Annotated in this window: 22 protein-coding genes; 12 read left to right on the forward strand and 10 right to left on the reverse strand. The window is 59.7% G+C overall.

Features of this window, described 5'->3' with window-relative positions:
• Positions 1–38 precede the first annotated feature (38 nt).
• The 7 genes from BMX68_RS20135 (at position 39) to BMX68_RS20165 (ending at position 6,273) form a co-directional block, all read left to right on the forward strand.
• Positions 39–1,145: a polyamine ABC transporter substrate-binding protein gene (locus BMX68_RS20135; RefSeq protein ID WP_017132560.1), complete on the forward strand. Its 1,107-nt coding sequence runs from the start codon at positions 39–41 to the stop codon at positions 1,143–1,145.
• Positions 1,146–1,322: 177 nt separating this feature from the next.
• Positions 1,323–2,417, forward strand: a complete 1,095-nt coding sequence (locus BMX68_RS20140; RefSeq protein WP_026013236.1) for a polyamine ABC transporter substrate-binding protein — start codon at positions 1,323–1,325, stop codon at positions 2,415–2,417.
• An 80-nt stretch (positions 2,418–2,497) separates the two neighbouring features.
• A complete protein-coding gene (locus BMX68_RS20145; RefSeq protein ID WP_017132558.1) occupies positions 2,498–3,640 on the forward strand; it encodes an ABC transporter ATP-binding protein in 1,143 nt (380 codons plus the stop codon).
• Positions 3,637–4,557, forward strand: a complete 921-nt coding sequence (locus BMX68_RS20150) for an ABC transporter permease subunit (protein ID WP_017132557.1) — start codon at positions 3,637–3,639, stop codon at positions 4,555–4,557. The genes BMX68_RS20145 and BMX68_RS20150 overlap by 4 nt, the downstream gene beginning before the upstream one ends.
• Positions 4,554–5,444, forward strand: a complete 891-nt coding sequence (locus tag BMX68_RS20155; protein WP_017132556.1) for an ABC transporter permease subunit — start codon at positions 4,554–4,556, stop codon at positions 5,442–5,444. Before BMX68_RS20150 ends, BMX68_RS20155 begins: the two co-directional genes overlap by 4 nt.
• A 227-nt stretch (positions 5,445–5,671) precedes the next feature.
• Positions 5,672–5,941, forward strand: coding sequence for a type II toxin-antitoxin system Phd/YefM family antitoxin (locus BMX68_RS20160; protein WP_017132555.1), 270 nt, complete (start codon positions 5,672–5,674; stop codon positions 5,939–5,941).
• Positions 5,941–6,273: a type II toxin-antitoxin system RelE/ParE family toxin gene (locus tag BMX68_RS20165; RefSeq protein ID WP_017132554.1), complete on the forward strand. Its 333-nt coding sequence runs from the start codon at positions 5,941–5,943 to the stop codon at positions 6,271–6,273. Before BMX68_RS20160 ends, BMX68_RS20165 begins: the two co-directional genes overlap by 1 nt.
• 17 nt (positions 6,274–6,290) lie before the next feature.
• On the opposite strand, the gene BMX68_RS20170 is transcribed toward BMX68_RS20165, so the two are convergent.
• Both BMX68_RS20170 and BMX68_RS20175 read right to left on the reverse strand, forming a co-directional pair.
• The gene (locus BMX68_RS20170; protein WP_017132553.1) at positions 6,291–8,657 is read right to left on the reverse strand and encodes a penicillin acylase family protein; all 2,367 of its coding nucleotides are present in this window, start codon (positions 8,655–8,657) and stop codon (positions 6,291–6,293) included.
• 300 nt (positions 8,658–8,957) lie between these two features.
• Positions 8,958–9,533, reverse strand: coding sequence for a DUF6436 domain-containing protein (locus BMX68_RS20175; protein ID WP_017132552.1), 576 nt, complete (start codon positions 9,531–9,533; stop codon positions 8,958–8,960).
• Between the two features lie 111 nt (positions 9,534–9,644).
• Between BMX68_RS20175 and bipL the strand changes: the two genes are divergently transcribed.
• On the forward strand, positions 9,645–10,583 hold the full coding sequence (gene bipL / locus BMX68_RS20180) for a phospholipase BipL (protein ID WP_017132551.1): 939 nt from the start codon (positions 9,645–9,647) through the stop codon (positions 10,581–10,583).
• 343 nt (positions 10,584–10,926) lie between these two features.
• Here bipL and BMX68_RS20190 read toward each other — a convergent pair whose 3' ends face one another.
• The 5 genes from BMX68_RS20190 to BMX68_RS20210 form a co-directional block, all read right to left on the reverse strand.
• A complete protein-coding gene (locus BMX68_RS20190) occupies positions 10,927–11,835 on the reverse strand; it encodes a hypothetical protein (RefSeq protein ID WP_017132549.1) in 909 nt (302 codons plus the stop codon).
• Positions 11,836–12,079: 244 nt separating this feature from the next.
• Positions 12,080–12,547 (reverse strand): glycine zipper domain-containing protein, encoded by a 468-nt coding sequence (locus tag BMX68_RS20195; protein ID WP_060783185.1) that lies wholly within the window; start codon positions 12,545–12,547, stop codon positions 12,080–12,082.
• A gap of 199 nt (positions 12,548–12,746) precedes the next feature.
• A complete protein-coding gene (locus BMX68_RS20200) occupies positions 12,747–15,095 on the reverse strand; it encodes an FdhF/YdeP family oxidoreductase (protein ID WP_017132546.1) in 2,349 nt (782 codons plus the stop codon).
• A complete protein-coding gene (fdhD, locus tag BMX68_RS20205) occupies positions 15,092–15,925 on the reverse strand; it encodes a formate dehydrogenase accessory sulfurtransferase FdhD (RefSeq protein ID WP_017132545.1) in 834 nt (277 codons plus the stop codon). The genes BMX68_RS20200 and fdhD overlap by 4 nt, the downstream gene beginning before the upstream one ends.
• A 94-nt stretch (positions 15,926–16,019) precedes the next feature.
• Positions 16,020–16,907 carry a LysR family transcriptional regulator gene (locus BMX68_RS20210; RefSeq protein WP_017132544.1) on the reverse strand — a complete coding sequence of 296 codons (888 nt, stop codon included), beginning with the start codon at positions 16,905–16,907 and terminating at the stop codon, positions 16,020–16,022.
• A 231-nt stretch (positions 16,908–17,138) separates the two neighbouring features.
• Here BMX68_RS20210 and lysM point away from each other — a divergent pair, with 231 nt between their 5' ends.
• Complete coding sequence (gene lysM, locus BMX68_RS20215; RefSeq protein WP_017132543.1) at positions 17,139–17,579, forward strand: peptidoglycan-binding protein LysM; 441 nt, start codon at positions 17,139–17,141, stop codon at positions 17,577–17,579.
• A 51-nt stretch (positions 17,580–17,630) separates the two neighbouring features.
• Here the strand turns inward: lysM and yrfG are convergent, their stop codons facing one another.
• Positions 17,631–18,293: a GMP/IMP nucleotidase gene (gene yrfG, locus BMX68_RS20220; RefSeq protein WP_026013235.1), complete on the reverse strand. Its 663-nt coding sequence runs from the start codon at positions 18,291–18,293 to the stop codon at positions 17,631–17,633.
• A 139-nt stretch (positions 18,294–18,432) separates the two neighbouring features.
• Here yrfG and nudE point away from each other — a divergent pair, with 139 nt between their 5' ends.
• The 3 genes from nudE to BMX68_RS26000 are packed head-to-tail and all read left to right on the forward strand — an operon-like array spanning position 18,433 to position 19,978.
• Entirely contained in the window at positions 18,433–18,999 is a 567-nt protein-coding gene (nudE, locus tag BMX68_RS20225; RefSeq protein WP_017132541.1) for an ADP compounds hydrolase NudE, read from the forward strand.
• Positions 18,996–19,838 carry a 3'(2'),5'-bisphosphate nucleotidase CysQ gene (gene cysQ, locus BMX68_RS20230; RefSeq protein ID WP_017132540.1) on the forward strand — a complete coding sequence of 281 codons (843 nt, stop codon included), beginning with the start codon at positions 18,996–18,998 and terminating at the stop codon, positions 19,836–19,838. Before nudE ends, cysQ begins: the two co-directional genes overlap by 4 nt.
• Positions 19,838–19,978 carry a hypothetical protein gene (locus tag BMX68_RS26000; RefSeq protein ID WP_017132539.1) on the forward strand — a complete coding sequence of 47 codons (141 nt, stop codon included), beginning with the start codon at positions 19,838–19,840 and terminating at the stop codon, positions 19,976–19,978. The genes cysQ and BMX68_RS26000 overlap by 1 nt, the downstream gene beginning before the upstream one ends.
• Positions 19,979–20,229: 251 nt before the next feature.
• Here BMX68_RS26000 and BMX68_RS26170 read toward each other — a convergent pair whose 3' ends face one another.
• Together BMX68_RS26170 and BMX68_RS20240 are read right to left on the reverse strand one after the other, a co-directional pair.
• Positions 20,230–20,964 carry an Imm52 family immunity protein gene (locus tag BMX68_RS26170; RefSeq protein ID WP_211208488.1) on the reverse strand — a complete coding sequence of 245 codons (735 nt, stop codon included), beginning with the start codon at positions 20,962–20,964 and terminating at the stop codon, positions 20,230–20,232.
• 83 nt (positions 20,965–21,047) lie between these two features.
• Positions 21,048–21,281 (reverse strand): Tox-REase-5 domain-containing protein (locus tag BMX68_RS20240; protein WP_218145923.1); only part of this gene is annotated, 234 nt, incomplete at its 5' end.

Here is a 21,281-nt window from a genome sequence, read left to right on the forward strand (position 1 = left end):
ACAGCGGGTTTAAAAAAAGAAAAATTGGAGCATGACGCATGAAGGCATTAGGTTTTAATAACACCGGCAAGGCTCTCCTTGCCTTGTCTTTGCTGGGCGCGATGGGTGCCGCTCAGGCCGATGACAAGGTGCTGCACATCTATAACTGGTCCGACTACATTGCCCCGGACACCATCGCGAACTTTGAAAAAGAGTCCGGGATCAAGGTGGTCTACGATGTATTCGACAGCAACGAAACCCTGGAAGCCAAGTTGCTGGCCGGCAAGTCCGGTTATGACATCGTGGTGCCGTCCAATAACTTCCTGGCCAAGCAGATCAAAGCGGGCGTCTATCAGGCGCTGGACAAGTCCAAGCTGTCCAACTACGACAACCTCAACAAGTCGCTGTTAAAGGCGGTGTCGATCAGCGACCCGGACAATAAGCATGCGTTCCCGTATATGTGGGGCTCGATCGGCATCGGCTACAACCCGCAGAAGGTCAAGGCGGTGTTGGGCGTGGACAAGATCGATTCATGGGACATCCTGCTCAAGCCGGAAAACATTGCCAAGCTCAAGAGCTGTGGCGTGAGCTTCCTCGATTCGCCGACCGAGATGTTGCCGGTAGCCCTGCACTACCTGGGCCTGCCGACCGACAGCCAGAAGAAGGAGGACATCAAGAAAGCCGAGGATCTGTTCCTGAAGATTCGTCCTTCGATCACCTACTTCCACTCCTCCAAATACATTTCCGATCTGGCCAACGGCAATATCTGCGTCGCCGTCGGTTACTCGGGCGACGTCCAGCAGGCCAAGTCCCGTGCCGCCGAAGCCGGTGACAAGGTTAAGGTCGCCTACGACATTCCGAAGGAAGGCGCCGGCAGCTTCTACGACATGGTCGCCATTCCCAAGGACGCGGAAAACGTCGAGGGTGCCTACAAGTTCATGAACTACTTGCTCAAACCGCAAGTCATGGCCTCGATCACCGACAGCGTGCGTTTCCCGAACGGCAACGAGAAGGCAACCGCCCTGGTCGACAAGAGCATCACCAGCGATCCTGGCATCTATCCGCCCGCCGACGTACAGGCCAAGCTTTATGCCATCGCCGACCTGCCGGCGGCGACCCAGCGTGAGCTGACCCGCAGTTGGACCAAGATCAAGTCGGGTAAATAATCCGCTCCACTTGTGGGGCCCGGGCAAGCCCGGCCCCCCCACAAGGTACACGCCTATCGACAGAAAACTTTGCTGGATCGGTTTATCGAGGGTAAGTTGCGCGCCGGTTTTGTCACCGGGTGGTTTGACGCCATGTGACCGGGGCAACTCAGGCCCAACTAATGAGAGGACCTGCGAGTGTCTATTTCTTTGTTTCGCAAAGCCATGCTGGTCGGTGCCGGCCTGACGTTGGCCGTCAGTATCCAGGCCGCGCCCACCGTGCATATTTATAACTGGTCCGATTATATCGGCGAGAGCACTTTGGCTGACTTCGAGAAGGCGACCGGCATCAAGCCGGTCTATGACGTCTTCGATTCCAATGAAACCCTGGAAGGCAAGTTGCTGGCCGGGCATACCGGCTATGACGTAGTCGTGCCGTCCAACCACTTCCTCGGCAAGCAGATCAAGGCCGGCGCCTTCCAGAAGCTCGACAAGTCGCAATTGCCCAACTACGCCAACCTCGATCCGCTGTTGCTCAAGCGCCTGGAGAAGAACGATCCGGGTAACCAGTACGCCGTGCCGTACCTCTGGGGCACCAATGGCATTGGCTATAACGTCGAGAAGGTCAAGGCGGCGCTGGGTGTCGACAAGATCGACTCCTGGGCGGTGCTGTTCGAGCCGCAGAACATCGAGAAGCTTTCCGGTTGTGGCGTGGCCTTCCTCGATTCGGCCGATGAAATGCTCCCGGCGGTGCTGAACTATATGGGCCTGAGCCCCAACAGCACCGATGAAAAGGATTACCGGCGGGCTGAAGAGAAGTTGCTCAAGGTACGGCCATACATCACCTATTTCAACTCGTCCAAGTACATTTCGGATCTGGCCAACGGTGAGATTTGCATAGCGGCTGGCTTCTCCGGCGACATCTTCCAGGCCAGGAAACGCGCCCAAGAGGCGAAGAAAGGCGTGGATATCGCCTACGTGATTCCCAAGGAAGGCGCTAACCTCTGGTTCGATATGCTGGCGATTCCCAAGGACGCCGGTAATGCCAAAGAGGCTCATGCTTTCATCAATTATCTGCTGCAACCTGAAGCCATCGCCCAGGTCAGTGATTATGTCGGCTATGCCAACCCGAACCCGAAGGCTGGTGAATTGATGGATCAATCCGTGCGCACCGACGAAGCGGTTTACCCACCGCAAACGGTGGTGGACAAGCTGTATGTCAATTCTGAGCTACCCCCGAAAATCCAACGTTTGATGACCCGTAGCTGGACCAAGGTGAAGTCGGGCAAGTAGTCCGCCGGGGCCTTCGGGTCAAACTATCCAATGCCGGGCTGTCTTGGCCTCGCGGTTAAATTTTGTTGGGAGTTTTGCAAATGGCTGTTGCCTCCGGCGCCTATAAGAAAGCCCTCGAGGGCGATCAATCACCCAAGCAGGTGTTGGTCAAGATCGACCGGGTCACAAAGAAGTTCGACGAAACGATTGCCGTGGACGATGTGTCCCTGGACATCAAGAAGGGCGAGATCTTCGCCCTGCTCGGGGGCTCGGGTTCGGGTAAATCCACCTTGCTGCGCATGCTCGCAGGTTTTGAGCGGCCGACCGAAGGTCGGATCTACCTCGATGGCGTGGACATCACCGAGATGCCACCCTACGAGCGGCCAATCAACATGATGTTTCAGTCCTATGCGTTATTCCCGCACATGACCGTGGCGCAGAACATCGCTTTCGGTCTGCAACAAGACAAGATCCCGAAAGCCGAGGTCGATGCCCGCGTGGCCGAAATGCTCAAGTTGGTGCAAATGAGCCAGTATGCCAAGCGCAAGCCGCACCAGCTCTCCGGCGGCCAGCGCCAGCGCGTGGCCCTGGCCCGTTCCCTGGCCAAGCGACCGAAGCTGTTGCTGCTCGACGAGCCCATGGGGGCTCTGGACAAGAAGTTGCGTTCGCAGATGCAGCTTGAGCTTGTCGAGATCATCGAACGCGTCGGCGTGACCTGCGTCATGGTGACCCACGATCAGGAAGAGGCCATGACCATGGCCGAGCGGATCGCGATCATGCACCTGGGCTGGATCGCCCAGATCGGTAGCCCGATTGATATCTATGAAACCCCGACCAGCCGGCTGGTCTGCGAGTTTATCGGCAACGTCAATATCTTCGAAGGCTCGGTGGTCGATGACGCCGAAGGTTATGCGCGGATCACCAGTCCCGAACTGGAGCGCAATATCTACGTCGGTCACGGCGTAAGCACGTCGGTCCAGGACAAGAGTGTGACCTACGCGATTCGTCCGGAGAAGCTGCTGGTCACCACGACGCCGCCGCAGTGTGAGTACAACTGGTCACGCGGCAAGGTACACGATATCGCCTACCTGGGCGGTCACTCGGTGTTCTACGTCGAGCTGCCAAGTGGCAAGCTGGTACAGTCCTTTGTCGCCAACGCTGAACGCCAGGGCGCGCGGCCGACCTGGGGCGACGAAGTATACGTCTGGTGGGAAGACGACAGCGGCGTGGTACTGCGTTCATGAACCTGCGAAAGCTCAAGCGCCGTCTGCATCGAATAACCCCCTCTGGCCGTCATGCGGTCATCGGGATCCCTTTCCTCTGGTTGTTCCTGTTCTTCATGTTGCCGTTCTTCATCGTCCTGAAGATCAGCTTTGCTGAAGCGGATGTGGCGATTCCGCCGTATACCGAGATCTACACCTTCGTCGAACAGAAGATGCAACTGGTCCTCAACCTCGGCAACTATTCGATGCTGGGCGACGATGGCCTGTACCTCGCGGCGTACCTCGGCTCGCTGAAGATGGCCTTGTTCAGCACGCTGCTGTGCCTGCTGATCGGCTACCCGATGGCCTACGCCATCGCTAGCGCCCGCAAGGAATTGCAGACCGTGTTGGTGCTGCTGATTATGATGCCGACCTGGACCGCGATTCTGATCCGCGTCTATGCCTGGATGGGCATTCTCAGCAACAACGGGTTGCTCAACGCGTTCCTGATGTGGACCGGGCTGATCGATGAGCCGCTGCAGATCCTCAATACCAACCTGGCGGTGTATATCGGCGTGGTGTATTCCTATCTGCCGTTCATGATCCTGCCGCTGTACGCCAACCTCGTGAAGCACGACTACAGTCTGCTGGAGGCCGCGTCCGACCTGGGTTCGAGCCGCTTCAACAGCTTCTGGAAGATCACCGTGCCACTGTCGAAGAATGGCATCATCGCCGGCTGCATGCTGGTGTTCATTCCGGTGGTGGGTGAGTTCGTGATTCCCGAGCTGCTTGGCGGTCCGGAAACCCTGATGATCGGTAAAGTGCTTTGGCAAGAATTCTTCAATAACCGTGACTGGCCGGTGGCGTCCGCGCTCGCGGTGGTGATGCTGGCGATCCTGATCGTGCCGATCATTCTGTTCAACCGCAGTCAGGCTAAAGAAATGGAGGGCAAGGAATGAGGCGCTTCAGTTTTTCCAACCTGATGCTGGTACTGGGCCTGGTGTTCATCTACCTGCCGATGCTGATTCTGGTGATCTACTCGTTCAACGCCTCCAAACTGGTGACGGTCTGGGGCGGCTGGTCGGTGAAGTGGTACGTCGGCCTGCTGGATAACAGCCAACTGATGGGCTCGGTTGCCCGCTCGCTGGAAATCGCCTGCTACACCGCGATTGCGGCGGTGGCGCTGGGCACCCTGGCGGCGTTCGTCCTGACCCGTATCACCCGCTTCAAAGGCCGCACCCTGTTCGGTGGCCTGGTCACGGCGCCGTTGGTGATGCCGGAGGTGATTACCGGTCTGTCGCTGTTGCTGCTGTTCGTGGCCATGGCGCAGATGATCGGCTGGCCCCAGGAGCGTGGCATCGTCACCATCTGGATCGCCCATACCACGTTCTGCGCGGCCTATGTGGCGGTGGTGGTATCGGCGCGGCTGCGCGAGCTTGACCTGTCCATCGAGGAAGCGGCCATGGACCTCGGCGCACGCCCGTGGAAGGTGTTCTTCCTGATCACCATCCCGATGATCGCGCCCTCGCTGGCGGCGGGCGGCATGATGTCTTTCGCCTTGTCCCTGGATGACCTGGTACTGGCCAGCTTCGTTTCGGGTCCAGGTTCCACCACCTTGCCGATGGAAGTGTTCTCGGCGGTGCGCCTGGGCGTGAAGCCGGAAATCAACGCGGTGGCCAGCCTGATCCTGCTGGCGGTGTCGCTGGTGACTTTTCTGGTCTGGTACTTCAGTCGCCAGGCCGAGGAGCGCCGCAAGAAGGCTATCCAGCAAGCCATCGAGGAAGGGGCGGCCAACTCCTGGAAACAGCCGGACGTGCGTCGCGCGCCTGCCACCGAGGCCGTGTAGCCCTCAAAAGCCTCGCGGGCCAGCGGGAATGCCAATCGCCTGCACCCACGGGGCTCTGGGTCTTACCCCGCAATCAGGTAAGCCTCGGAGCTGGGAGGGTGGCGCCGCGGCAGTTGCGCCGGCATTTTGTCGGTTTGGCGGGTTAAAACGTATTTCGTCTGGAATGATTCCGATAGGACTGAATTAAGACTAAACTTAGTCCTGTCAATTCGAGGCGAAGACTCCTTATGAAATATTCCTCACAGATCCGACCGATCAGCTACTTGAAAAGCCATACGGCAGAAATCGTCAAGTCCATCACCGAAAGTCGTGAGCCGTTGTTGATCACCCAGAATGGCGAAGCCAAGCTCGTTGTCATGGATGTGCGAAGCTATGAAGAGCATGAAGAGACAATGGCGCTCTTGAAGCTATTGGCGCTGGGTAACAAAGAAATAGAGCAAGGCCACTTCCGTAGCGCGCAAGAGCTCTTCGCAGAGCTGGATGAGATTGAAGAATAATGAAGGTGGATGTCGTCATTCTTCGATCGGCGGAAATCGATTTGAAGGAACTCAGGAGTTACCTGCTGAGAAATTTCTCCGCACAAGCCTGGAATGATAGCTACGGCAAGCTCAAGGACACGATTGGTCATTTGGCGATGTCGCCCTATGCAGGTTCTGTCCCGACGGAAATCGAAAAGCTCCACCTGAACCAATACGGCCAGGCTGTATCGGGCTTGAATCGCATCATCTATGAGCTGCGTGGTGAGAAAATCTACATTCATATTATTGCTGATACACGCAAGAACTTGCCTGATTTATTGGTCAAGCGGTTGATGCGCGTTGATCGGTAAACAGCGGCGATCAGGGATTATTTGGCCGGTATCAGCTTGAGTACGCCGTGGGTATTGGCCGAGACCTCGACTTCGTTTATATGCGCCTGCTCGTACCCGCCTTCGATATAGGTTTGGGCCTGGTCGCTGTAATGCTTGTCGAACAGCACCCCGCTCTGTCCCACCGGGTTGATGGTCAGGCCGTGACCTGGGTCGGCGAAGTCGATCAAGCGTCGGGTCGACGGACCATAGGTCACCCGCCAGGGCGCCGGGCCGATTTTCGCCGAGAGGTTGTTCGGTACTTCGTGGCTGCCCGGCGCCTCGAATGGGCCGACATTGAACAACCGGTCCAGCGGCTTCTGCCGTCCCAGTGGATGGCCGTGGGTCAGGGTATGGGCCTTGCCCCACGTCCAGGCGGCCGAGTCGTCGCCATAGGTGGTCCTGAGATGGGCCAGTGTCGCCTGCCAGGCGCGTTTCACCGTGTCGGCGCGGTTGCCGTTCCACCAGGGCGAATGTTCATCGGCTGCCAGGCGCGGCAACGCGGCGTCCACCACCCGGGTGTTGAGCAGCGTGTTGAAGTAGTCGTCGCCGAGCTTGTCATGCATGGCCGCGTGGGCCAGTTCGTAGAGAAACTGGTTGAACAGCGTGGCGCTGGTGGAGCTGATCGGGTAATCGCCCTTCCACATCGCCAACTGTTCTACCAGCTTCAGCTCGGTCGGGTTCTTCGCCGCTTCGCGTAGCGTCGGCAGTAATGGCCTGAGCAGTCGTGGGCCATAGTCGGTGGTGGTGCCCAGTTGCAGTTTCTGGCTGTTCTCCAGACTCCAGCGCACGCTGGTATCGGCCAGTTGTCGGTTCAGTTGCTGGCCGCGATCGGCGAGGTTGTAATAACCGGGAATGACCATGCCGGTGGGTGATACCGGCTGGGTGTTGGCCGAAACGATATAGCCGCGTGCCGGGTTCTCTTCCTGGGGATTGGCGCTGAAGGGATAGAAGCCGTCCTGGTCGGCGTCGCGGGTGCTGCCATCGAGGATAAAGGCCGGGTTGACCCCTGCCGGGCGCCTGGGCAGCAACGCCGCGCTCCACCCGCCGATATCGCCCTTGGCGTTGGCCCATATCAGGTTCAGGCCGGGCGCCTGGATCTTGCTGGCGGCGTCGCGCGCCTTGTCCAGCGTATCGGCGCGGTTGAGTTCGTAGAAACCCTGGAGAATCGGGTTCGGGGTTTCGAGAAAGGCCCACCACATGGCGATTGGCCTGGCCCCGGCGTTGGCCCCGATCACGTCGTTGACGATCGGTCCGTGGGGCGACTGGAGCAGGGTAATCGTCACTGGCGACTGACCCTTGACTGCGATCTGCTGTTCGCTGCGAGTCATCTCGACCCACTGGCCGTGGTACCAGACCTGGTTGGGGTTGTCGGGATTGGTCTTCTCGGCGATCAGGTCCAGGTCATCGTTCTGGAACATGGTCAGGCTCCAGCCGAAGGCCGGATTGTTGCCAAGAAAGGCGAACGGCACCAATGCCTGGTGGTAACCGTACAACTCAAAATTGGGCGCCGACAGTTGTGCCTCGTACCACACCGCCGGGGTCGAGAAACCGATATGCGGGTCGCCCGCCAGCAACGGCTTGCCGCTTTTGGTCCGGCTGCCCGATACCGCCCAGGCGTTGCTGCCTTCGAACTGCGCCACTCCGGCATCGCGCAGGGCTTGATCGCTCAGCCGGGCCAGCGCGCCGAGGCCTTTCCAGTCGGCATCGGCCAACGGCGTCGGGGAGCCGAGCGCGCCCTGGGGACGCCACTCCAGATCGAACACCTTCAGGTAGTCGGCGCCCAGTTTGTCCCGCACATAGGTCAGCAGCGGTTCGGTGCGCAATGCAGTGGCGAAACTGTAGGCCATGTAGCCGGCGACGCTGATGGTATCTTCGGCGGTAAAGGGCCTGCGCTCGATGCCCAGCACGTCGAACTCCAGCGGCCTGGCATGACTGGCCTGGTACTGGTTGATACCGTCCAGATAGGCTTGCAGTGCGTTCCAGGCCGGGGATTGTTTGTCCAGTTCGGCGACATAACGGTCGGCGCGATCACGGATGCGCAGGCTGCGCAACAGCTTGTCGGTTTCCAGGGTCTTGGGACCGAGGACCTCGGACAGCTCGCCGCGTGCCAGGCGCCGGATGATTTCCATCTGGAACAAGCGGTCCTGGGCATGCACATAACCCAGGGCACAATACAGGTCGGTCTCGTTCTCGGCACGGATATGCGGCACACCGCGCTCGTCGTAACGCACGGTGACCGGCCCATGCAGATTGCCCAGCGTGACCTGGCCCTGACGCGTCGGCAGTTTGCCCTGGACGTACCAGGTACCCCCGCCGGCCAGGGCGACGACCAAGACGACGAGAATGATCAGGCTGCGTTTCATGCGGGGTTCCTTGTGCGGGCCAGGGCTGCCGGTACGGTCGGGAAGGATCATCACCGGTCGGGCTGGATATGCATTGGGCAAAGACAGGATTTTTTCATGGTACACAGCGTTTGTAGCTTTTTGCTTACTGTGTTGTAGAAGTAGGGTCTCGCTATTTTTTTGTTCCTATCTTTGACGTCGCGAAAGTGGGTAAGTCTCGCGCTTATGCCCATGACAGTCTCTGGTATTTCTCCGGGCTCGTATGGCCGAGTCAGCGTGAGTGGAGCAGAAATTGATCAACAGCACTCGCCACACGGGTCATTAGGTACCCGGCGACCACTGGCAATAACACCCTACGGCCATATTGTTTGTTGCACTGACCGTGCGCCCTTCGCTCAGGGCTTGCAGGATCGGCTCGATAAAGCTGTTGCTGGAATTGCAGGTGGCGCCCTGGCTGTAGGGACCGAAGTAGGCGAGCTGGCCATCGCGGTCCCAGATCGCCACCGCGGGGCTGACCGTCAGGTGTTCGGCACCGGGGAGGCGCGCCAGTGGACGAATGGCGCCCAGAGTGGTGGGAAGTTGGCCATGGGTGCCGGGTTTTTGCACCGAATAGAAGTCCACGCCCAAGGGCGCGAAATGCGCGATCAGTTCGCCCAGGTGCTGTTGGTTGCCGACATTGCAGGGGCAGGTCGGGTCCCAGAAATGCACCAGGCGGATTCTGCCCGGGCCGGCCAGGTCTGCCGGCAGGCTGAGGCGGTCGCCGGCGAACAGCGCGGTCTGGTCGCTGAAGGCACGGATATAGCGGCCCTGGAACCAGTCGTAGGCCAGCCACAGTCCCGCCGCGCAAACCACGGCGAGCAGGCCGCTGAGCAATGTCTTGTGACGAGTCTTGGGCATGGCGATTGGGTCCTTGAAAGTCGTGTAGCTTGCCATGCCCGCCCCGACAGAAGAATATCGCAACTCAGTAAAACCTCTCGACGTTGCCGCACCCTTGCCTGGACGCCCCTTATGCCCGTCACCTTCGCCCCCGACTCCCTGCGCGCCAGCCTGCGACCCTTGGCTGCGGCGCAGCCGCTGTCGGCGTCGGCGCAGGCTTACCAACGCCTCTATGGCCTGGACCTGGCCCATCGCACGGCGCCCTTCAGCAGCCGCCTCGGCGCATTCAAGAGCGCCAGCTTCGATTTGGTCAGCCAGCTCTGGCTGCCGTGCGACCCCGTGGCGACATTGTTTCTGTTCCATGGTTTCTACGATCACATGGGGCTGTATCGTAACGTGATCGACTGGGCGCTGGATCGGGGATTTGCGGTACTCGCCTGCGACCTGCCGGGCCACGGCCTGTCCAGCGGTGAGCGGGCCAGTATCGACGATTTCGCCGAGTACCAGCGGGCACTGCAAGGGTTGTTCGACGAAGCCCGGTCCCTTGACCTGCCACAGCCCTGGCACCTGTTCGGGCAGAGCACGGGCGGCGCCATCGTCGTCGATCACCTGCTCCGGCACGGCCTTGAAAGCCCGGCGCAGGGCAAGGTGGTGCTGTTTTCGCCGCTGGTACGGCCACGGGACTGGGGCTGGTCGAAGTTCAGCTATTATCTGCTCAAACCGTTCGTCAAAGGCATTGCCCGACGCTTCAGCGAGAACACCCATGACCCGGCGTTCATGCCGTTCCTGCAGGCCGATCCGCTGCAACCGCAGCGCTTGCCCACCGCCTGGGTCGGCGCCCTGGCGCGCTGGATACCAGGTATCGAAGGCGCGGCGCAAAGCCCACGTCGGCCGCTGATCGTCCAGGGCGATGGCGATATGACCGTTGACTGGCGGCACAACCTGACGGTGCTGCGCAGTAAGTTCGATCAGCCCGAAGTGTTGATGCTGGCCGAGGCCCGCCATCATCTGGCGAATGAACTCCCGGAGTACCGAGAGCGCTATTTCAGTTTTCTCGGCGCTCATTTCTGAGCGCTTGTTTGCGAGCCAAGGCCCTTATGACCGAGCACCTGCCATAACGCGCTGATTATCGGTATGTCCAGCCGATCGTCACGCGCTGGCATGACAACGGTGTCGGCGGGCATGTGAACAATGTCACTTACGGAAAAGCGGGGAAAACTAGAAGAAAGTCAGGTCGTTGCTGTCCGCTGCCTGCGGGAGGGGTGGATTAGGCAGAGCGCCGACAACGACAGCGACCCTCAAAGCAGGGTCGCTGTCGATACATCAATGTACAAACAGTGCGATCAGGATAATGATCGGGATGGGCACACCCAAAAAGAACAGTAAAAGTGAGCGCATGTTGATTCTCCTTGGATTAACGCGGGGTCACGGCGTCGGTGTGGTATTCGCTGGCTTGCAGGTACGTCACGCCATCGCGTTGGCGCCCACCGAACGTAGCGGCCAGGCTGGCGAAGAAGGCACCGATCAGCAGCGCGATAAACATCCACAGGGTCGACCATGCGGCGGCTTTGGCAGCCCGGTCGGCAGCCTGCCGGGCGTCTTCGATCGCTTGGCGGGCCTGACTGTAGACTTGGTTCACGCGCTCTTCGGCCTGGGCCTGGCTGAGGCTGGTACGCTGGCTCACCACTTGCGCCAGATAGGCGCGGTCGTCATTGCTCAACTGGCCGTTGCCCAGGCTGCGAACCAAAATCCGCGTGACCACGGCGTGGACCGCGTCTGCACTTACCGCGGCTGGGCGGTTATCGCGAAACAACAGGTCGATAAAGTAGTCGGAATGGCTGTTGGTACTCTGCGCGGCGGCGCTGGTGAGACTGTTCGTGGCCCCGGAGGCCGCCGTCACTCCCGCCTTGAGGCCGCCGCCGAGAATACCGCCGACCGAACTGGCTATCACCGTGACAGTCAGCAAGGTCGCCACCGCCCAGGCTAGAAAGCCATGGGCGGTGTCGCGGAAGTAAACCTCATCAGCGTGCATGCGGGTCCATTTCACCCGCAGGCGCCCGGCCAGATAACCGCCCATGCCCGAGGCGATGATTTGCGTCACGGCCAGCCAGATGATCGCCGAGACGCCAAGCCCCTTGGCGCTGATACCTTCGCCCGACCACGGCGAGACGGCGGAAAAGCCCAGTCCGGCACCGAGTATGAGCAGCAGGAAGGAAAGTGCGGCCGCGGTAGCGGCTCCGGCGAAGATCGCTGCCCAGGAAACTCCTGAGTGATTCGACGAGTCGTGCACTGCACCAGCATAGGTTTCGGGGTTCCCTATCATTGTTGTCGCGCTCCTGAAGTGAAAAGACGTACAGCCTTCATTCAGGAGATAGCAGCGGACATGCCAAGCTATTCCTTGATAAATAGTCAGCTATTTCAACGGGTTAAAAATTTATCTGGGTCTGCGTTCCATGCAATTTGCATGGTCGAGGCCTTTCGCGACGGGTTTTATGCATTGCTTGCCGGGGATGGACGGTACTGCAGCAAAAAGGGACGCCCTGGCGTCCCTTTTGCGGTTGGCTCGATCAGCGCCAATGGCGATCGTGCTTGCGATGGCCATAGGCATGGCCGCGGCCACGGTGATCACCGCGATAGTCGCGACGATGGTCCCGGTAATGATGATCGTCGCGATCACTGGAGTTACCCATGTAGTTACCCAGTGCACCACCGGCGCCACCGCCCGCCGCGGCGCCGATCAGGCTGCCGGTGGAGCCCCCCACGCTGCGCCCGACCACGTTGCCGCCGGCGGCGCCCAGGGCGCCGCCAATAGCGGCTTCGCCACGGCTGTGTCGGTCGGCACCCACCGCACTACCACCCGCGCCGCCCAGTGCCGCGCCGATGGTCGAGCCGGTATTGCCGCCCAGCGACTGACCGACAGCGGAACCCAACACGCCACCCAATGCGCCGCCAATGCCGGCTTCGGTGGTACCGCCAGCCGAGGCGACGCCACTGGCCAGGCTCAGGGACAACAAGAGAATCGACGAGAACTTCATGTGAGAGGAGCCTCAAAGGGATGACAGCGCGATCCTGAGGCTTGTTACGGAGTCGTTACAATGGAAATCCGACGAATAGCACGAATGCTATACAAAATCATAACTTACTGTTTTTACTAAGGAACTTAGTCCCTTCAGGACGGTCTCACTTTGCTTGAACCCTTCTGTTTTCCGGCTGTCAGCGGTTGCTTGTCGTCACCTAACTGGCCCTGGCCATGATCAAACCGGTTTCGCTGGCCATTTCCAGGCGGATCGCGACGAACTTGGAGGTCGGTGTGTGGCTGCCGTCGCCGATGCTCTCCAGGGGCACCAGGGGATTCACTTCCGGGTAGTAGGCGGCGGCCTGTCCGGCGGGAATATCGAAGGCCAGTAGGGTGAAACCCTTGACCCGGCGCTCGCGTCCGTCTTCCCAGAGCGCGACGATATCGGCCTTCTGCCCCGGCTTGAAGCCCAGGCGGATGATGTCCGCTTCGTTGACGAACAGCACGTCGCGCTGACCCTTGACCCCTCGATAGCGGTCATCGAGGCCGTAGATGGTGGTGTTGTACTGGTCGTGGGAACGCATCGACTGCATGATCAGGTCTGGCACCCTGCCGGTGGCGTGGATGCGTTCGTGGATCAGGTCGGCCGGCAGCCGGTTCGAGCGGAAGTTCGCCCGCCCCGACGGGGTATTCCAGCGCCGGGCGCCGGCAGTGTTGCCCAGGTAGAAACCGCCTGGGAGGGCGAGGCGCTGGTTGAAATCCTTGAAACCGGGAACGGTGTCGGCAATCAACTCGCGGATACGCCCGTAGTCGGCCACCAACCAGTTCCAGTCCACCGGCTGTGCGCCGAGGGTGGCGGCGGCGATGCCGGCGATGATCGAGGGCTCCGAACGCATTTGTTTCGACAGTGGCTGCAACTGGCCGTTGGAGGCGTGGACCATGCTGAACGAGTCTTCCACGGTAACGGCTTGCGCGCCTTCGGCTTGCAGGTCGATATCGGTACGGCCCAGGCACGGCAGGATCAGCGCCGCCTTGCCGTGAGTCAGATGGCTACGGTTGAGCTTGGTGCTGATCTGCACGGTCAGATCGCAGTTGCGTAGCGCTTCGAAGGTGCGCGGGCTGTCCGGGGTGGCTTGGGCGAAGTTGCCGCCCAGGGCGATGAAGACCTTGGCGTGGCCGTCGAGCATGGCATGGATGGCTTCGACCACGTTATGGCCGTTGGCGCGTGGCACTTTGAATTGGAAACGCCGCTCCAGGGCGTCGAGGAAGGCTACCGGCGGGCGCTCGTTGATGCCCATGGTGCGGTCGCCCTGCACGTTGCTGTGGCCGCGTACCGGACACAGGCCGGCGCCTGGGCGGCCGATATTGCCGCGCAGCAGCATCAGGTTGGCGATCTCTTGGATCGTCGACACCGAATGCCTGTGCTGGGTGATACCCATGGCCCAGCACATGATGACGTTCTTGCTCTTGGCGTACATCCGCGCCGATTGTTCGATCTCCACCAGGGTCAGGCCCGATTGCGAGACGATGTGCTCCCAAGGGGTGTCGTCGATGGCGGCCAAGTAGTCGAGGACATTGGCGGTGTGCTCGTTAAGGAAGTCGTGGTCGAACACCGACGGCTCGTTCGCCGTCTGGGCATCGCGTTCCCATTGCAGCAGGAACTTGGCCATGCCGCGTAGCAGGGCCATGTCGCCACCCAGGGCGGGGCGAAAGTAGGCGGTGTTGGTGGGTTTGTCGCCGTTGGTGAGCATCTCCAGCGGGTGCTGCGGGTGCTGGAAGCGTTCCAGGCCGCGCTCCTTGAGCGGGTTGATACAGACCACTTGGGCGCCGCGTTTCACGGCTTCACGCAGGGGTTCGAGCATTCGCGGGTGGTTGGTGCCGGGGTTTTGGCCCAAGACGAAAATCGCATCGGCGTGTTCAAAGTCCTCGAAGGTCACGGTGCCCTTGCCGGCCCCGATACTTTGCGCCAGGGCCACGCCGCTGGCTTCGTGGCACATGTTCGAGCAGTCCGGGAAGTTGTTGGTGCCGAATGCTCGGACAAACAACTGATACAGGTACGCTGCCTCGTTGCTGGCCCGGCCCGAGGTGTAGAACTCGGCCTGATCGGGGCTGGAGAGATTGCGCAGGTGTTTGGCGATCAGCGCGTAGGCCGCTTCCCAACTGATGGGACGATAGCGGTCGGTGGTTGAGTCGTAGCTCATCGGTTCGGTCAGGCGCCCCTGGTATTCGAGCCAGTAGTCGGATTGCTCGAACAGCGCGCTGACGCTGTGCTTGGCGAAGAACGCGGCATCCACCCGGCGCTGGGTGGCTTCCCAGTTGACCGCCTTGGCGCCGTTTTCGCAGAACTTGACCTTACCGCTTTGCGGCGAGTCGCCCCACGCGCAGCCTGGGCAGTCGAAGCCGCCGTTCTGGTTGGTCTTGAGCATCATGCGCAGGTTTTTCACGGCGTTGCCGCTGGTCATCCAGGCCTGTGCCACGCGGATCAAGGCGCCCCAGCCACCCGCTGCGCCCTTGTAGGGCTTGTAGCGTGGGGTCGGGATCTGGTCGGCTTGCTGCTGATTGCTCACGCTTGGTTCTCCATCGCGGGGCTGTAGACCCGTGGCGCACTTTTGTGCGGCAGGTGGATGAGATTGAGGTTGTGCCGACGAGCCCATTGCAGGGCCAGGCCGGTAGGGGACGACAGACTGACCAGGGTCTGGATGCCGGCCCGTAGGACTTTCTGGATCAATTCGAGACTGCAACGGCTGGTGACGATGGCCAGGCCGCCTGCGGTCGGGATCTGCTGGCGAACCAGCGCGCCGATCAGCTTGTCGAGGGCGTTGTGCCGCCCGATATCTTCACGGCCCAGCAGCAGTTCACCCTGGTGGTTCATAAACAGTGCGGCGTGTACCGCGCCGCAGTGCTGGCTCAAGGGCTGGAGGGCGCTGATGCGCTGGCGCAGGTTGTCCAGCCATGCGGCTGGCGGCAGGGACGCGCCGGGCAGCGCGTCCAGTTCAGGCAACGCCTGCTCCAGCGCCTCTACGCCACACAGGCCGCAGCCGCTGGTGCCGGCCAGTTGACGACGTTGTTCCTTGAGGTTCCAGAACGCACGGCTGGAGATTTCTACTTCGGCATGTTGCGCTGAACCGCTGCCGCTGAGCTTCAGATCATAAAGCTCGGAGGCGTCATGGATAATCCCGCTGCCGATGCTGAAGCCAACGATAAAGTCTTCCAGGTCCGTGGGCGTGACCAGCATCACCGCCTGGCTGATGCCGTTGTAGGCAATGGCCAGCGCGACCTCTTCGGCCAGCGCCGTCTCGGCGGCTGCGCTGCGGTCGAGGTTGCCGTATTGATAACTCTGGCTGGCGGCGGGCGCTGTCAAGGCAGGGATCGCGCAGGCCTCTGGCTTGGCGTTCATGGAGTATCACCGGTGGAATATCCAGTATCCAGACTAAGCGCGGCGAAGGGTCGCGTCTAATTGCTAGTACTGATCCATCGATAGATGCCCTCGATCAAGATGCGTTCTGCAATTTCTGATAGAGCGCGAAACAGGCCTCGGCCAGGCCCGAGCGTGGGGCGCCACGGCGCATGATCAGGCCAAGACGGGCCAGGGTCTGGGCGTTTTCGATCGGTTGCAGGCGCAGATGATCGGTCAGGCCTTCGAAACCGCCGTGCAGCGGCATGATCGCGCAGCATAGGCCGCCGTGTACGGCTTGCAGTAACTGATGAACGGCATCGGTCTGCAGGAGCGGTTGCGGGCTCAGGCCCCGGCTGTGGAAGTTGTGGTCGATGGACTGGCGAAAGTGCATGCCACTGGTGAGCATGCCCAGGGGCAGCTCGATCAGTGCTTCCCATCTTAAGGGCTGTTCGCCGAAGCTGAAGAAACGCTGGTCGTAGAGCAGGCCCATGGCGGTTTCACTCAGGGCCAGGGCTTCGAAGCGGTCGGTGTCGAGGTGTTCGAGGTAGGACACGCCGAGGTCGCAGCGATTGCTCGCCAGTTGTTCGAGGATCTGCTCGGAGCTGAGGGACGACAGCTCGAAGCGCAGGCTCGGGTGTTCGCCGTGCAGGCGCTGCATCAGTAGCAGCGGGTCGAAGCTCGACAAGGGCACCACGCCCAGGCGCAGGGTCCCGACCAGGTTGCCACGACAGGCGGCGGCCTCTGCCTGCAATCCCTCATAGGCCGCCAGGACGGTACGGGCCCAGGCCAGCACCCGTTCGCCGGGGGCGGTAAAACCTTCGAAGCGCTGACCGCGATTGACCAGTTGCAGTTCGAGTTCTTCTTCCAGGCTGCGCAAGCGCATGGACAGGGTCGGCTGGGTGATATGACAGCGCGCCGCCGCCTGGCCGAAGTGGCGGGTTTCGTCCAGGGCAATCAGGAATTTCAGCTGTTTGATGTCCATCGTCGCTCCAGGTGCGGTCCAGCGCGGGATTCTAGCGCGCTTGGACTACGCTAAGTGATTGGGCGGTCCGGAACCTGTCATAGACGTCGCCGGTTGAGTGGTCGGTGTGGTCGGTTCTGTTAGTCAATTTCGTCGCCAGCCGTTCCTGGCCTGCGAACTTGAGCTAATGAACTTACCGTACAGGCCATTGGTCTTTCGCGTCTGGACATCAATCCGTAAGGAGAAGGAACCATGAGTATCTTGAGCTTTATGAAAGAGGCGGGCGAGAAACTGATCGACCTGCTGACTCCGGGCAACGCCCATGCCGGCGAGCAACTTAAAGGCCATATCGCCAAGGTCGGCCTGGGCAATCCGAATGTCCAGGCCACGGTGGAAGGCGACAAGGTCACGGTGACGGGAGCGGTGGCTAGCCAGGAAGAGAAGGAAAAGGTCCTGCTGGCACTGGGCAATATCGCCGGTATCGGCAGTGTCGACGACCAGATCACCGTCAGAGGGCAGGCTCAGCCGGCGGCGCGGTTTGTCGAGGTGAAGAAGGGCGATACGCTGAGCAAGATCGCCAAGCAGGTCTATGGCGACCCTAACCAGTACAACAAAATCTTCGAGGCCAATAAGCCGTTGTTGTCGCATCCGGACAAGATTTATCCAGGGCAGAAACTGCGAATCCCTGATTGATCGATAAGTGCCAGCCGTGGCGAGCTCGATCTGGCGGGCTCACCACAATGATCACAAGCCGTTGATCAGTTCGCGGTAGTCGGTGACTGCCGCGAACTCCTCGGTATCCTTGGGCCCCTTGCGACTGTCCGGCTCGCTTACCGCCAACAGGTGCGCTACGCCAAAGCGCTCGGCACTGCGCAGGATCGGTAGGGTGTCGTCGATAAACAAGCTGCGCGCCGGATCAAAGCCGATATCGGCCTGCAACGCATCCCAGAACTGCGGGTCTTCCTTGGCAAAGCCGTAGTCATGGGAACTGATCAGCCGTTCGAAATATGCCGCCAGTTCGACTCGCTCCAACTTCAGCGACAACGAGTCGCGATGGGCATTGGTGATCAGGATCACTCGTTTGCCCGCCTGCCTGATCGCCGCCAGAAAGGTATCGGCATCCGGGCGCAGGGCGATCAGCTCGGCGGTCTCGCGCTTGAGTTCGCGCACCGGCAGCTTCAACTCGGCACTCCAGAAGTCCAGGCAATACCATTTCAACTGTCCGGCATGGTCTTTGAATAACCCTCCCAGCTGCGCCTCGGCCAACGCCAGGCTGATGCCGTGCAGTTCGGCATAACGCCGGGGCAGGTGCTCCATCCAGAAGTGGTTGTCGTAATGCAGGTCGAGCAGGGTGCCGTCCATATCCAGCAGAACGGTATCGATGTCGTGCCAAGGTAATGAGGACATGGAAAACTTCTCGGCCAAGAAAATAAAGTAGGCAACAGGCAATTGGAAAAGCCACGGTATACAGTTTCCTGGAAAGCATCGCGAGCGCGGCAGCGTTCAAAGAGGCTGTATAGTAACCCGCTCACGCCAAGGAGCTTGCATGCGCCAGAAACCCACCGTACTCGCCCGCGAAATTGTCGCCAGCAGCCGTCTGTTTCGTGTCGAACAGGTGCAGTTGCGTTTTTCCAACGGTGTCGAGCGTACCTATGAACGCCTGGTGGGCAAAGGCGCGGGTTATGGGGCGGTGATGATCGTGGCGATGATCGATGCCGAGCATGCGTTGCTGGTCGAGGAATATTGCGGTGGCACCGACGAATACGAGCTATCGCTGCCCAAGGGCCTGATCGAGCCGGGCGAGGACGTGTTGGCGGCCGCTGAGCGTGAATTGAAAGAAGAAGCCGGTTACGGCGCCCGGCAACTGGAACACTTGACCGAGCTGTCTTTGTCTCCCGGCTACATGAGCCAGAAGATCCAGGTCGTCCTGGCCAGCGACCTTTATGAAGAACGCCTGGAGGGCGACGAACCGGAGCCGATGCGGATCGACCGGGTGAACCTGCGCGAGCTGTCCGGTTTGGTGCTGAACCCGCAGTTCAGCGAAGGGCGCGCACTGGCGGCGTTGTACCTGGCCCGGGACCTGTTGACCCAACGTGGAGTGTTTCAGCCATGAGTGATCCGTTGTTGAATTTGCCGCACCCGTACCTGGCCCCAGTGATCGAACTGGCGCGCCGGGCGGGCGAGGCGATCCTGCCGTTCTGGCGTGCCGATGTCGAAGTAATGGACAAGGCCGATGCCTCGCCAGTGACGGCGGCGGACCTGGCGGCCCATCACCTGATTCTGGCCGGCCTGACCGCGCTGGACCCTAGCATTGCGGTGTTGTCCGAAGAGGACGCCGATATCCCCCAGCAGGTGCGCGCCGGTTGGCAGCGTTGGTGGCTGGTGGACCCGCTGGACGGCACCAAGGAATTTATTGGCGGCAGCGACGAGTTCACCGTGAACATTGCCTTGATCGAGCAGGGTCGGGTGGTGTTCGGCGTGGTGTCGATGCCGACCAATGGCCGCGTTTACTTCGGCGGCGCGGGGCTGGGCGCCTGGCGCGCGGATGCCGGCTTGGCGCCCGAGCCGATCCAGGTGCGCGAACTGCCGCCGACCGGTGCGGCGTTTACCGTGGTCGCCAGTCGTCGGCATTCGAGCCCCGAGCAGGAGCAATTGCTGGTTGGATTGAGCGCCAGCCTGGGTGAACTGCACTTGGCCAATATCGGCAGCTCGCTGAAGTTCTGTTTGCTGGCCGAAGGCGCGGCGGACTTTTATCCGCGCCTGGCGCCAACGTCCCAGTGGGACACGGCGGCGGCGCAGGGGGTGCTGGAGGGGGCCGGTGGCGAAGTGCTGGCGTTGAGCGGCGAGCGCTTGAGCTACCCGGCGCGCTCGTCGTTGCTCAACGGGTTTTTCCTGGCGTTGCCAGCGAAGGCACAGTGGCGGGGACAGTTGCCTGATTTACTGCACCGCTGATGATCGGCCCCACGCAGGGCGTGGAAACAATCATCAGCGGTGCTTTCTTCATTGTCACAACGGCTCTCAGCTTGCGCGCCCGTCACAACGACTTTATCGATAGCCCGAACGCCTTCGGCAGTACCGGCTCGTTTGAATAGCTGGCCAAGCAAGCGCAGGCCATGGGCAGGAATAGCGGCCATATCAGGGCTCCCAACGATTTTGAGCGGATAAAACGGTTAAGAAATCTTCAGCAGCCGCATTGGGGTTGTTGGCTTGGCGCAGACGCTGGTCAATATTCATGTCCCGGAGCAGCTCGCTGCCACCCGCGACATGGGCTGCGCCCCTCGATCAGGCGCTCAAGGGTACGATCCCCACACCGCATTGGCGGTGTGGGGATTTCAATTCCAACTCAAAGGAAACTTGGATCGGTTAACGGCAATAAATCAAGATCCACCATATCCATTTCTATCTCATTGGTGCGACGGATATGTGCCATATTGGTTAGGTCGAATGGGTCATTAACGGCAACAATGATGGTGCCCTTTTTTGGGATGTTGATAAGTTCTGCGGCCAAAGGTAGTTGCTCAGCAGTTACTATTTTTGGTACAAATGCCATCCACCCAAGGCATTTGCGATGTGGGAATGTTGCAAAGATTCGCTTAAATGTCTTCGGGGATTTATGGTTTTTAATTCTAGCAATAACATCTACATATGCAAAGCTAGCATGCTCGATTTTTACCACCATACATAAAATTTCTTTACATATACGAGTTGTTTCTTCAGGGCCAAATGCTTCTAGAGGATGCCAAATATCTATTCTCAAAAATCCTGATGTGGGGGAGATCCAAATAGTCGCGCATCCTTCTTTCTCAGGACCATCTACATCTCCGTCAGTGGTAGCGCGAACCGTAACTCCTTCATGTTCGTAGCCTTTATCAATACTCAATTTTAAGCGTTCGATAAACGATTTTCGCTGGCGGAAAGATACAAATTTATCATCGGCGTTATTTAAACCACCAAACCAGTCTGAAAAGCTGGGATGTACGGTTGCCATTTTTTTAATGATTTTATCTATTCGTGCGTAACCTTCCTCAGGAGAAAGGGCGCTCATTGGGATTTCTACGTCGATTTGTATTGTGATCATACGGCCACCATTTTTATAGGTAAAGGGGTATAATTACATACTCGCGTATCGAGCCTTAATGCGTTAACAGCAAGCTCATAAGTTTAAGGTTCCATGAAGTGCCACTCTATCTTGGCTTGTGGGTGAGCATGCTCAATAGCTGTCTTTTGTCTATTAAGCTCTTTTTCAAAAGCAGGAAACATAACCTCTCTTGGGAATCCTCTTCGTGGCTTTCCTTCAGAGTCAATATGCTTCGCATACTTGCCTTTCGCATCCACGACCGTACACTTCTGCCGCCAAAATCCATCGAAATCCACGCCGTTATACTGCCACTCCAA

The sequence above is a fragment of the Pseudomonas agarici genome (genome assembly GCF_900109755.1).
GTDB classification, from domain to species: Bacteria; Pseudomonadota; Gammaproteobacteria; order Pseudomonadales; family Pseudomonadaceae; genus Aquipseudomonas; species Aquipseudomonas agarici.